The organism is Microbacterium psychrotolerans, assembly GCF_031085295.1.
Lineage (GTDB): Bacteria > Actinomycetota > Actinomycetes > Actinomycetales > Microbacteriaceae > Microbacterium > Microbacterium psychrotolerans.
This window is the reverse complement of the sequence record NZ_JAVFWO010000002.1, coordinates 159,905-172,243: the sequence shown is the minus strand read 5'-3', so window position 1 is coordinate 172,243 and position 12,339 is coordinate 159,905. Positions and strand designations below refer to the sequence as shown.

Sequence of the window (12,339 nt, the reverse complement as noted above, 5' to 3'; positions counted from 1 at the left end):
ATCGACGGCCTCGTGCCCGCATCCATCACCGTGTTCGTGCGCGTCAGTGGTGTGATGTTCTGCGTGTACCTCGTGGGTGGTCATTGCTGAACCCTCGACGCAGGTCAGACCTTGGCGGCTTCGGCGGCACGGGCGTTCGCGAACGCCGCGATGCTCTGCGCGTAGTGCGGCGTCTCGACCTCGCAGTGCGCGCCGGAGGCGTGCTGGCGGGCGGCGGCGGCGTCTTCGAACGTCTGGCCGCTGCCGATGATGAACTTCAGGAAGTCCTCGGTCGGGTGCGAGGTGACGGTGTTGACGTAGCGCAGCTGGTCGCCCTCGAGCTGCTCAATGCCGAGCTCCCAGATCACCTGGGTGGTGGTCCAGCCGGCGGGCGAGTACACGTCGGAGATGGAGACCATCTTGCAGTAGTGCGGGCTGGCGACCTCGTAGCGGTACTGCTGGATCACCAAGCCGGAGCCGATCATCTCGACGTTGATCGACATAGGGGTGCCGTCATCGTCGACCGTGTAGCCGGCGGCCTTGTGGTCGCCGGGCGCACAGCGCTGGTACTCGTGGGTCGGCAGGGTCTTCAGCCACTGCTCGATGTCGACGTGCTCGAACGGGGCGGTGACATCTGCGGTGACCACCGCGTGCGAAAGCACGAGGTCGTCGCGAACGATAACGCTCATCGGATTTTCCTTCCAGTAGTGCCGGGTGCCCGGCGAGGATGCGTGACGTGGGGCCACGTCATCGGGTCTGAGGCCCGCATCTGGAACGGTAGATGGGGTCCAATTCCGCTACATCCCCCGCCTTGCTCACCGACATCGCATGTTGTCGAGGTGGCAACGGAAGCGTCATCCACGGCGGTCTGAAGCGCGGTAACGTTGCTGGGTGCTTGGTAAAGGCCGGCCGGCGCGCCGAGCCGGCCTCGATGCGCTTTCAGGAAGTAGCGCCGGGCGATCGCTCGCGCCCCTCCGAGGCCGAGTGCCGGAGTCGACCGAAATCGCACGTGGGATCACGGCCGCACTCTCGGGGGACGGTTCCGTCACGCTGCTCTCCGGAGAGCCGGGCATTGGGAAGACTCGCCTGCTGCAGCACGCCTTGCAGCTCGTGGATAGTCACGGCTGGTCGACGATGGTGGTCGCCCCCGATATCGACTCAGCGTTGTCACCTCTCGGCGCGCTCATCGGCGCGGCAACCCGTACCAGTCCCCCGCTGCTTCACAGAGAAGAAGTAGCCCCGATCATGCAGGGCGTCGCGCCCAAGTATCTGCTGACACGTGTAATTGCCGAGGGCCTGGAGCTGGCTGCGGCTCAGTCCGGAGTACTCGTCGTCGTCGACGACCTGCAGTGGCTCGACGCAGGTTCGCTCGGCTCCGTCACCGCGCTCATCCACGACCTGCAGGGTGTCCCGGTGTACTGGATCCTCGCAACCCGCAGCGGTGTGTACAGCGCTGCCCACCAACGGTTCATCGCACAGATCGGCGAGCTCGGAACGGTACTCGATCTGAACCCGCTGGACGACACCGCAGCAGAAGCGATCGCACGCGACACCCTGGGGGCGATGCCGGGGCGGTCGGTGACGAATGCCATCGGCCGCGCCGCCGGATACCCCCTTCTGATCCTCGAAATCCTGCAAGGACTCGAAGAGGACGGACTTCTGCAGTCCACGAACGGCGTGGTCGATATTGACGACGATTCGCTGCCTGTCCGCTTCGGGACATCCGCAGGTGACCGCCTACAGCAGGTGAGTCGAGATGCCCTCCGGATTGCTCAGGTCGGAAGCCTCTATGGGCGCGATTTTCCCCTGAGTGGCGTCTTGGACGTCCTTGGTCAGACCGCGACTCAGGCTGCGCCAGGGGTCCAAGAACTACTCGATCTGGGTTTCATCGTAGACACCGGCCGGACGTTGTCTTTCCGGCACGACAGCGTGCAGACCGCTGCGACGGAGAGTCTCTCCCCCACGCTCAGGCGGGCAATGGCCCGTGAAGTCATCCATCGGCGTCTTCGCGGTGGTGAGGGGGTAGCCACGCTCGCGTCAACGATTGCATCTGTCGCCGAAGCCGGCGACGCCGAATCCTTGGAGTTGCTATTCCTGGCCGCCAACCAACTCTCGCGCACGGACATGGCGGGTGCGGCTGGCCTCGTCATCCTCGGCGCTCAGCTCTCCTCCGGCAACCCCGTCCATGCCGATCGAACCGCCGCGCTCCTTCCCCTCGTCCTTGCCAGCGGACGCGTCGAGGACGCGATGGAGATCAGCCGCTCACTCAGGCCTCTGCTGGGCCCCGACGACCGGGCCCGCATCAACCTCGCCGTATCCCGCCAACTCACTGAAAGCGATTTCGACGGCGCGATTCGGGAGACGGCGGCCGGGCTGGCCGTTCCCGGGATCTCCGATGAGATGCGAGTGCAGCTTCTTTCGGTTCGCGCTCTCAACTTCGCGAACAAGGCTGATGAAAGAAGCGTGCGCGAGACTCTGGGGTTGGCGCGGGAGGTGGCCGACGAGAAGCGCGACACGCTTGCTCTCGCCACGCTCGATGCCACCGAGTCGGTGCTGACGTTCTACCAAGGACGCTTCGACGCCGCAGAAGATCTACAGCGCAAAGCGATGGAAAGGGTCGCGCAGACAGGCACCCCGACAGGCCTTTGGCTCCCAGAAGGCCTGTGGATGGCGTTCATGCGCAACACCACCGGACGCTGCGACGAAGCAGTCGTCCTCACCGATGAGGGCCTAACCGAAGCGCGAGCCGCCAAGAATGTGATCGCTGAAGCATTCTGGATGATGGTCCGATCCACGGCGCTGTACCACCTGGGACGTCTTGAAGACGCACGCACGCAAGCCGAAACCGTCCTCGACCTGGGAGAGCAACTCGGGCTGGGTGACTTCATGAACGCCACCGCGGGTGTCGTTCTGCACCGTATCGGTCTCCGCACAGGCGACGTCGACATCCGCCAGAGGGCTCGACCGCTGATCGAGCAGCTTGCCAATGGCGTCGGTCTGACCCGCACCGGCCGGTGGAGTCTCGCTATGGAAGCCATGGAACGCGGTCGACCAAATGAGGCCTACGAATACGCATCAACGGCCATCGACACGATGCGGGAAGCGGCCCCGTCGATGACGACGCCATCTGACTTTGCCGACGACTTCATGTTGGCGTATCTCTGCGACGTCGCTGGAGACAGATCATCCCTGGAAGTCGTCGTCGAGGTCACGCGGGCACGCGCCGAACTCAACCCCGGCAATCTCTTCGTCTCGGCGATTGCAACGGCGGTACGAGGTGTGCGCGACCATTCCTCCGCGGACCTCCTCGCGGCCGCCGAACAGGTGCGAAGCGGTTGCCGTCCGCTGGTGGCAGCCCTTCTCTTCGAAGCTGCCGGACTATTCGCGACAGATCGCGACGTCGGCACGCGCGCACTGACAGAGGCGATGCGCATCTACAACGCATGCGGCGCACCAAGAGACGTCAGCAGAGTGCTGCAGCGATTCAGAGCAAAGGGCATAAACCAGCGACTCGTCTCCGCTGCCGACGCCACCGGGCTCTCGCATCGAGAACGTCAAGTCGCGGAGTTCGTCGGCGCTGGCTTCACAACCCAGCAGATTGCCAACGAACTCCTGGTGTCCCCCCACACCGTCGTGACATACATCCGACATATATACGCCAAGTGGGGTGTGAGCTCCCGGCGCGAAGTCGCGGACCACATCCGTCAACACCAGACCGACATCGCAGGTTCACCGATCTAGACATCTTCCCGCCGGACTCCAATTCCTCCTCGCAAGGCATCTCACCAGGAATCGAGGTTTCCCAGGGCCAAAACCTCAGCCGGGGAGGTACACCCCTCCTGGACGGGGCCCGGCCAAGCGCGACCGAGGACGTTCCAGCGCTCGTCGACGCTGGCGGCCGCCCATGAGTCCCGCTCCGCGCGAGCAAGGCTCCAAGCCAACGAGATCAGAGCTGTCGTTCGCTCCGACAACCAGCAACATAGCGGTCAGCGGGGACGCAGTACCCGAAGGGAGCGGTTGCTAAGTGCAGCTCGGAGCGGAGCGGAGAGCGGAGTCTGCAAAGAGTGAGCGCACGGGAACGGAGGCGTCGATGACCGCTACGATCTCTGCGGTCGGGGCGAACCATCGATTCATCGTCCCGCTGTGCGCGCTGGCTAACGGGACAACCCGATCGCCGAGCCCGGGGCGACGAACGGGCCAGCGATCGCGGCCTCGTGGCGCGCTCTCGCCGCACGCCGCAGTTCGACGTCTGCTGCGCGGACGGCATCCTGCACGGTGAGCTCGGTTCCGCCGCGAAGCATGCTGGCAGCGATCTTTGCCTGGGCGGCGCGGTCGGTCGAGGCCACTGCGACCACCTCGTTGTGTATCCGGCCCCGGGTGAGGCCGACGTAGAGTCCGGCGGCATCGACGCCGGGGCCGACGAATGAAGCATCCACGGTCTCTCCTTGAATGCCGTGAACCGTCGACGCATACGCGAGCTGCAGATGCTCGAGCGCGTAGTCCTTGGTGACCTGACGCAACTCGCCGCTGTCGTTGGCGGAGACGAGCATGAGGGTGCGCTCGCGAATGCTGCTCACCACCCACATGGCACGATTCTCGACTCCAGTGCGTGGGTCGTTCCGGCGGGTCTGCACGGTGTCCCCGATGAGAATGCGCTGCTCCCCCATCCCCACGGCCGTGTGCCTGGCGTCGAGCTCGCCACGGTCGACCCGATGCTGTTGGATCGCATCGTTGATGGCGTTCGCCTCGCCGTTCGTCGCCGATACGAGGGCGACACGTTTGCCTCGGGCATGCCAGGCGAAGTAGGCGTCGATCATGTGTTCGCGCGCGGCATCGAGGTGGTCGACGCGTGCAATGTGCCCATTCTTCGCCAGCTCATGGGCCACTGAGGAGGCGTGCTGGGCGTCGCCCGGGTACCGCAAGCGAAGGGTGAGCGCGCCATACGCCGGGTCACGGAATCGGTGCACGGTGTCGAGTTCAACGGCAGCGCCCGCGAGGCGGACGGCGGCGGCCATCGCACCGACGTGTCCGACGGGAAGCGCCTGGTGCGGGTCGCCCACCATCGCGACTCCGACGCCGTGTTCGTGGGCTAGTTCGGCAAGGGCGTTCGCTGTCTGAAGATCGAGCATCCCGGCTTCGTCGACCACGATCCGGTCACGCGGTCGCAACGGGTACGCGCTCGGGCCCTTGTAGATCACTCCGCTTTCGGTGTCGCGTTCGCCGAACGAGAGTCGTCGCCACGAATGCGCTCCCGCGGCGTCCGTTCCCCACCGGTAGCCGTGATCGGCGAGCAGTGAGTGGATGCTGGTCGCCGGGGCGCCCACCTCGCGCGTAGCGACGGACGCGGCCTTTCGGGTGGGTGCGACCACGATCATGCGACGGCGTTGATCTAGCAGGGCGCCGAACGCTATCCGCAGCATCGTGGTTTTCCCTGCACCTGCGGGGCCCGTGACTGTCACGAGCCCGTGTGTGCCAGCGATTGCGGATGCCGCGGCCAGCTGCGAGGCATCCAGCTCGTCGAAGCCGTCGATCGTGCCGGCACCCCGATGCAGTTCGTTCGAGATCAACGCGTGTCCGGGGGTGGCAAGGCGGTCGAGCCGCTGCGACAAGACGACCTTAGACCGCATCGTCTCCGTCGCCATGAGATTCTTCACGTGACCGGGCGCATCAGCGTCGCCGCTCAGTCGCATGCAGCCGCGAAGTGCTCGCCCCGCGAGTGTGGCGATCAACTCATCCAGTCCGTCGCGCTGACTGACAACGCCTGAGCGGGAGAGAGCCCGGATCGCGCCGGCCCGCAGGTCGAATGCGCTGAAGCGCCCGCCCGAAGTGGCGGCGCGAGTGTCGGCGTCGACGACCGCCATGGCCGCGAGCAAGTCGACGTCGATCTCGTCCAGCCGGGTCGACCTGATCGCGACCGCGGGGCGTTCATGAACAAGATCGGGATCGATCGCGGCGATCTCATCGCGGACCATCGCCGCCCAGGACTCCTCATCAAGGTGCCCCGGCTTGTTCGGGCGCGACAACGCCCACGCCCGCCGGTCGATCTGATTCATCACCTCGGCGCTCGGAATGGCGCCGTCGTGCGCTGCCGACCATTCGGCGATGAGGGGTGCGCGGCTGGCTTCGATCTGCGCGGACCGGCGAGACAGCGGGCGCACCGCGGCTGACAGTTCGGCGATCTCGCCGGCCTCGTTGACGGTGTACCCGTGGCGGGCCAGCGCCGCGAGCCACTTCGGGTCAGTGCGGGCGGCGAGTTCACCCTCAGCGTTGATGACGGTGTGGAGTTTCATCGCGACGCGAGAGTCGAGATTCGACCACTTCCCATCGGCCCCGAACACCTTCACGTTGAGCCACAGATGCCGGTGGGTGTGAGGATCGAGCGCACGCGAGCGCCGGTGCAGCAGCTCGACGACTTCGAGGCGCGTGACGTCCTCGCGGACGAGGCCGTTGTGGCCGCGGCGGACGTTGAGCTCCCGCTGCCAGGTGAGCAGGATGCGCCTTCGAAGGCGGTCCTGCAGTGCTTCGAACTCTTCGGCGAGGTCGGGGTGGAGCAGCGCGGCGATGCTGTACGACTTCGCATGGTTGATGGTCCCGTCCAGAACGAGGTCCGCGTCGGGGCTCAGCCGTGAGCGCCCCCGCTCCTCCCCTGTGACGGGATCATGGCCGGTGAGCCACACCCGTAGACCTCCGGCGGCGAGTTCGTCGCTCGTGATCACACCATCCGAGACGATGAAGCGAGAGACGCTGGAATCGGATGCTTCGCCATACCGGTCGAGTGCGTCCACACCGCTTCCGTGGTGGAGGTGCGCGTCGCAGGTGCCCTCGAACGCATAGGAGATCGCGTTCCGGACACCTCGGGAATCAGCACCCCGCTTCCACCGCTCCAACCCGCCTCGCATGGCGCCAGAGTACGTCGCGTTTTGCCGGTTATCCAGGTATTTTTGTGCGTTGTAGGTACGTGTAGCGAGATGGTGCCTAATGCGCTCGGTCAGGCAGGCTCATCCACGGATGCCTGCGTGCATTGCGGTTGCGGTTGTTTCGATTCTGCGCCTGGCCGGTCGGTCAGTCTTTGGACTCGTAGCTCGTTCCCGCGTCCGAGGATTGAGATGTTTGGTAGCCGTCGGCGTGGACTTCGGCTCTGACGCGAGCTAGCAGGTCGCCAGGCTCCGGCACTGCTGAGCTGCGTGTCGGTGAAGCGTCGGGCCTATTCCACGACGCTCCGTCGCCAGTTGCGAACGCCGTCGCCTGGTCCCGGCATTCGGATCGACTTCGGCAGATCTCGCTATTGCCAACTCCAGTCGGCCTCTGCCTCGGCTGCTTCCGCAATGGCTTCCTCAGCACCTTCGCCGATTAGTTCACCCTTCAGATCAGAGTGCCTCGGAAGCTCGCCTGCCTGAACGCCCCAGGGCTCCAGCTCTTCGTGCAACGAGCTGAACAGCCGAATGATCTCTGTTCGGAGCAGGCTAGAACCTCGCGGATCTACTAGTTGGAGCTGATAGCCCGATTCACCACCTGATCTTCGCGTAGCTCTGACGACGACCGGGTGCGCGGTGTCTCGGCCGAAAATAGTTGAGCCCAGGACCCACTCGTCGGGGTCATGAATTGTCCAGAACGTGAGACCCAATCGTTGCTCGAGCAACTCCTTCACAGCGCCTTCGATGGGTGACTCCGACTGGAAGAGGGTGACGATCGGCTCGTCGCTTACTTCGACAAGGTGGCTGAGCCAAGGCATTGGGGTTCGTGACGCGTCCGGGCTTGCGCGTTGAACCGGAACATCGCCGACAACGTCCAGGACCCCTGGGGCGGTCGCCTGCTCCAACAGTTCGCGCTCCCAATCGGCGAGGGGCTCGGCGTCGGCCGACTCCTCGGCGGGCTGGTGGCGCTGGATCAGACCCTCCGCGGCGGCGTCGGCGATGATGCGGGTAAGCAGGGCGACCGAGCGGATCGCGTCGTCGTTGCCGGGGATCGGGTACTGGAACTCGTCCGGGTCGGCGTTGGTGTCGAGGATGCCGATCACCGGGATGCCGAGCTTCGTCGCCTCGTCGACGGCCAGGTGCTCGCGCTTGGCGTCGACGACCCAGATCGCCGACGGCGTCTTCTGCAGGTTGCGGATGCCGCCCAGCGACTTGTGCAGACCGTCCAGCTCGCGCTTCTTGATGAGCAGTTCCTTCTTGGTGAAGCCACTCGCAGCCGGGTCGTCGAAGTTGAGCTCTTCGAGCTCTCTCATGCGCGCGAGGCGCTTGGACACCGTCGAGAAGTTGGTGAGGAGGCCACCGAGCCAGCGCTGGTTGACGTAGGGCTGACCCACGCGCGTGGCCTGTTCGGCGACGACCTGCTGCGCCTGCTTTTTGGTGCCGACGAAGAGCACGGTGCCGCCGTGGGCAACCGTCTCCTTGACAAACTCGTACGCCTTGTCGATGTACGCCAGCGACTGCTGCAGGTCGATGATGTGGATGCCGCTGCGCTCCGTGAGGATGAAGCGCCTGACCTTCGGGTTCCACCGGCGGGTCTGGTGCCCGAAGTGCACGCCGCTGTCGAGCAGCTGGCGGATCGTGACGACGGCCACTACGAGCCGTCCCGGGGCGAAACTATGATCCAGTCGTCGTCGTTACGAAAATGGCTCGACAACTCTCCGAATTCTTCCCGGACGTCCGGGGGTCCGCCACCGTCGAACACCGCGACGGTGACAGGCCGGCCAGCGAGTTCGCAGGCCTTCGCAGCCCACTGAGCAAGATAGGCCAACTGTGACGAGTATTCCTTCTTCACGAAGTTGTAGGTCGGCTTGTTCACGCGCAGGTCAGTGGGCTTCACCCCTCTGCGGCGGATCTGATCCCTGACTTTGTCCACCAAGATGTGGCTCGAAATCTGAACGTCGTAATCGCTTGCCTCGCCGTGCAACCCAACGCGGTACAACGCGTCGAACGGCCGCGCCTCAGGTCGATTGGAGTTGTCCGGCCAATGACCCGTCAAGTTCTCCAGGATTGAATTCAGAGAATAGGCCGAAAGCGGTGTCGTTGAACTGTTGGCCTTGAGGTACTCATCTTCGATCTCGTCGCGGTCCCACGGCATAGCCTTGTGGTGACCAGAGAAGAATTTCACCGAACTACCCTGAATTCGAACGTCAGCGTCTGTCGCCCCTTCGTCATGAAGAGCCCCGCGCAACGATTCTACAAACTCCTGATAGACGGCAGCGCTCATCCCCAACGGCAAAGCCCCGCGTTTCATGTCCGCAGCCTGATCTACAGTGAGCCCGAGAAAGTCCAAGTCATCCAGGGTTATCGCGTAGCCGGCACGGTCGACGATCAGAGGCACGTCCTTCGTGGTCTCGATTCCCCCTGTCATAGGCAGGATACTAGCGCAGGGACCACCACCACCTGCGACTCTGGTCCATGAGCGCGTCTGCTCACGGACGGTCTGTTCGGCACGCGTTGTTGGCCAATTGGCCACGACACCTACTCGGGCGGACATAGCGGAAGTGACCGACGAGCTCGCCACAGCTCGCAAGGATGCACGCTGCGACGTCGGGACCGTGCCGCGCCGGCGCCCCTGCCTGACCTGCGCGATCGGCGCTGCGCAGTGCGGTGACCGTGGAGTACGCACGAAGCTGAGCGGAGGTGGATACAGCTTCGAAGTGCCGAACGGAACGTTGCCGATCGCGCCGTCCTCGCGCAGCGCGGGTCGGTCTGTTCCTCACAAACGACAACGGGCGACAGTTATCCACTAGACACACCCAGCTGGCGCTCGTGCCGCCCCACAACCGCCATCCCAGGTCTACTCTGGCCGCGAGGGACCTATGGGAAGCATCACGGCATACGAGATAGAGGCAGGACGGCGCTATCGGGTCCGGTGGCGCAACGACCAGCAGAAGCAGGTCGAGAAGAAGGGCTTCCGCACCAAGAAGGATGCGGAGCTTTACCTCGCGCATAGCGAAGTCTCGCGATCAAACGGCTCGTACACCGATCCGGGCGAGGCGCGCATCACGGTGGGCGCGCTTGGCGTGGAGTGGCTCCGCAACAAGGAGCACGCCCTCAAGCCGTCGTCGTACAGCTCCTTGAAGACATCGTGGCGGGTCTATGTCCTCCCCCGCTGGGGCGACGTCCGCATCGGCGACATCCGGGCCTCGCACGTCGAGCAGTGGATCCGCGAGCTCTCCGAGGGAACGGCCACGACCAAGCGCACCAAGAGTGAAAAGGCCGGCGCCAACCCGCGCTCGGCAAGTGTGGTGTACCGCGCGCTGGGCGTGCTCGCGGGAATTCTGGACACCGCCGTACGCGACGGGCGCATCCCCCGCAACGTCGCCCGCGGAGCGCAGAACCTACCGCCGAAGCAGTCGCAAAAGCCTCGGCGCTACCTGACACACACCGAGGTCGTCCGGCTGGCTGAGGCAACCAACAACGACACGCACAAGACGCTCATCCTCTTGCTGTCATACTGCGGACTTCGGTGGAGCGAAGCGATCGGGATGCACGTCAGCGACATCATCTTCCCGAGACATCGTATCCAGGTGCAGCGTGCCGCCGTCGAAGTCGAGGGCAAGATTGTCCTCGGCACTCCGAAGAACTGGGAACGCCGGCTCGTCCCATTCCCTGCCTTCCTCGAAGGACCGCTTAAGCAGCTCTGCCGCGGCAAGCGGGCCGAGGACCTCGTCTTCACCGACCTCGAGGGGAAGCACCTGCGCCGGGCCAAGACCCAGTACGGCGTGAACTCCTGGTTCACGACGGCGCTCGATCTCGCCGACATCGAGCGTCTTACGCCGCACGACCTGCGTCACACTGCCGCGAGCCTCGCCATCTCGTCAGGCGCGAATGTCAAGGCCGTCCAGCGGATGCTCGGCCACAAGTCGGCTGCCATGACTCTTGACACTTACGCCGATCTGTTTGACGACGACCTCGCCGATGTCGCCGAGCGGATGAATCAAGGCGGGTTGAACGCGGATGTCGGGCGCCTCTGGGCGAGCTGATCGCGTTTCGTCTCGCTTCGCTCGCTCAACGGCCGACTCGCGCTAGCACGCGCGCGCCGGCCCGAAATCGACGACTAGCGGCTTTCGGACACGCATTTCGACCTATATGCACCAAACGTTTGTGGGCGATTTGTGGGCGATTGGGTTGCGAGGGATCGCACCAACAACGAACGAAGGCCCCAACAACCGCGTGATTACGCGGCTCTCAGGGCCTTGTTCCGTGACAGCGGTACGTGGAGATGGGGGGAATCGAACCCCCGTCCATCGCTGAGTAACTGCGGTTTCTCCGGGCGCAGTCTGTGAAGGCGTTCTACTCGGCTCCGACCTTTGTCACAGACACCTAAGTCGACGAGCCCATCCTGATAAGAGTCCCGCGTGACGCTCAGGCGACGTCACGCAGCAAGATCCCTAGATGACGCCAATACCCGTGACGGGATCAGTCACGGATTGACGGCGTCGGGCTCGCTGCTCAGGCAGCGAGGGCGAACGCGGACTGCTTCTTTTCGGCAGTTATTGGTTTGCAAGGAGCGTTTACGAGATAACCCTGCATCCTCGGCCCGCTTCACGCAGATTCGCAGGCGATGTCGAAACCGATCATCCCCGTGGTTTCCTTCTCGCGAAGGGCCGCTGTCACACTGTTGAGTTTCCAATCCTCGGGTGCCGAAGCATCCGAGCACATCAGAATACAACGGATGCCGCTCCCCCGCCATTCCCGGCGCCCGGGGCACGCCTCGCTGAGCTCGAGAGCGGCGGCGATGGGCCTCCAGGGCGGCTCGAAGCTGCGCGACCAGGCGCGAGCTGCGGCATCCGGTTCGTGATGTCAAGGCCCGTGCGGGACCGGGCGAGGGATGGTCGGCTGAGGCGACCTACCCAAGGAGTGAGATCGACATGTCGCAGAACACCCCACAGCAGCGCGCCAAGCAGCCCCGGTCGGCTCTCGCCGGACCGTACGGTCACCCGTTCCATCCCATCCTGGTGACCATCCCCATCGGCGCCTGGGTCGCCAGCCTCATCTTCGACGTCATCGGACTGGCCTCCGACGACCCGGCGCCGTACGTCCGCGGCGCGTGGATCCTCATCGTCATCGGCCTCATCGGCGCCGTGCTCGCGGCGATCTGGGGTTTCCTCGACTACCTGCAGCTCGGCAAGGGCACCGACGCCCGGCGGACGGCGACGATCCACATGTCGCTGAACCTCGGTGTGACGGTGCTGTTCATCATCAACCTGCTGGTGCGACTGTCGGCCGACGATCACGACGAGGTGAGCATCGTCGGATTCATCCTCAGCATCGTCGGGCTCGCCGCCCTCGGTGTGTCGGGATGGCTCGGCGGCAAGCTCGCCTATCGCTACGGTGTGCGCGTGGCAGACGAGCGTACGCAGCAGGAGGGGTTCCGTTGATA

At 64.6% G+C, this 12,339-nt stretch carries 7 protein-coding genes, 1 other RNA gene and 1 pseudogene; 4 read left to right on the top strand and 5 right to left on the bottom strand.

What is annotated here, in order from left to right; translation table 11 throughout:
• Window positions 1–104: 104 nt before the first annotated feature.
• Window positions 105–668: a hypothetical protein gene (locus Q9R08_RS05435; protein WP_308866853.1), complete on the bottom strand. Its 564-nt coding sequence runs from the start codon at window positions 666–668 to the stop codon at window positions 105–107.
• A gap of 295 nt (window positions 669–963) precedes the next feature.
• Here Q9R08_RS05435 and Q9R08_RS05430 point away from each other — a divergent pair, with 295 nt between their 5' ends.
• A complete protein-coding gene (locus tag Q9R08_RS05430; RefSeq protein WP_308866852.1) occupies window positions 964–3,720 on the top strand; it encodes an ATP-binding protein in 2,757 nt (918 codons plus the stop codon).
• A 413-nt stretch (window positions 3,721–4,133) separates the two neighbouring features.
• Here Q9R08_RS05430 and Q9R08_RS05425 read toward each other — a convergent pair whose 3' ends face one another.
• From Q9R08_RS05425 to Q9R08_RS05415, 3 genes and pseudogenes are all read right to left on the bottom strand, one after another.
• Window positions 4,134–6,764, bottom strand: a complete 2,631-nt coding sequence (locus tag Q9R08_RS05425; RefSeq protein WP_308866851.1) for an AAA family ATPase — start codon at window positions 6,762–6,764, stop codon at window positions 4,134–4,136.
• A 959-nt stretch (window positions 6,765–7,723) separates the two neighbouring features.
• Window positions 7,724–8,545 (bottom strand): annotated as a pseudogene (rpsB, locus tag Q9R08_RS05420) (30S ribosomal protein S2); the annotation flags it as partial.
• The gene (locus Q9R08_RS05415; RefSeq protein ID WP_308866850.1) at window positions 8,545–9,321 is read right to left on the bottom strand and encodes a hypothetical protein; all 777 of its coding nucleotides are present in this window, start codon (window positions 9,319–9,321) and stop codon (window positions 8,545–8,547) included. The pseudogene rpsB and the gene Q9R08_RS05415, both read right to left, overlap by 1 nt.
• A 451-nt stretch (window positions 9,322–9,772) precedes the next feature.
• Between Q9R08_RS05415 and Q9R08_RS05410 the strand changes: the two genes are divergently transcribed.
• Window positions 9,773–10,939 carry a tyrosine-type recombinase/integrase gene (locus Q9R08_RS05410; RefSeq protein ID WP_308866849.1) on the top strand — a complete coding sequence of 389 codons (1,167 nt, stop codon included), beginning with the start codon at window positions 9,773–9,775 and terminating at the stop codon, window positions 10,937–10,939.
• 231 nt (window positions 10,940–11,170) lie between these two features.
• Here Q9R08_RS05410 and ssrA read toward each other — a convergent pair.
• Window positions 11,171–11,541: a transfer-messenger RNA gene (gene ssrA / locus Q9R08_RS05405) on the bottom strand.
• A 90-nt stretch (window positions 11,542–11,631) separates the two neighbouring features.
• Here ssrA and Q9R08_RS05400 point away from each other — a divergent pair.
• A complete protein-coding gene (locus Q9R08_RS05400) occupies window positions 11,632–11,757 on the top strand; it encodes a hypothetical protein (RefSeq protein ID WP_308866848.1) in 126 nt (41 codons plus the stop codon).
• Window positions 11,758–11,827: 70 nt separating this feature from the next.
• Window positions 11,828–12,337, top strand: coding sequence for a DUF2231 domain-containing protein (locus Q9R08_RS05395; protein WP_308866847.1), 510 nt, complete (start codon window positions 11,828–11,830; stop codon window positions 12,335–12,337).
• Window positions 12,338–12,339 lie beyond the last annotated feature (2 nt).

Excerpts from the sequence above, each read along its gene's own strand:
- Q9R08_RS05395 (WP_308866847.1), top strand. The coding sequence starts at position 11,828 with ATGTCGCAGAACACCCCACAGCAGCGCGCCAAGCAGCCCCGGTCGGCT.
- Q9R08_RS05415 (WP_308866850.1), bottom strand. The coding sequence starts at position 9,321 with ATGACAGGGGGAATCGAGACCACGAAGGACGTGCCTCTGATCGTCGAC.
- Q9R08_RS05435 (WP_308866853.1), bottom strand. The coding sequence starts at position 668 with ATGAGCGTTATCGTTCGCGACGACCTCGTGCTTTCGCACGCGGTGGTC.
- Q9R08_RS05410 (WP_308866849.1), top strand. The coding sequence starts at position 9,773 with ATGGGAAGCATCACGGCATACGAGATAGAGGCAGGACGGCGCTATCGG.
- Q9R08_RS05400 (WP_308866848.1), top strand. The coding sequence starts at position 11,632 with ATGCCGCTCCCCCGCCATTCCCGGCGCCCGGGGCACGCCTCGCTGAGC.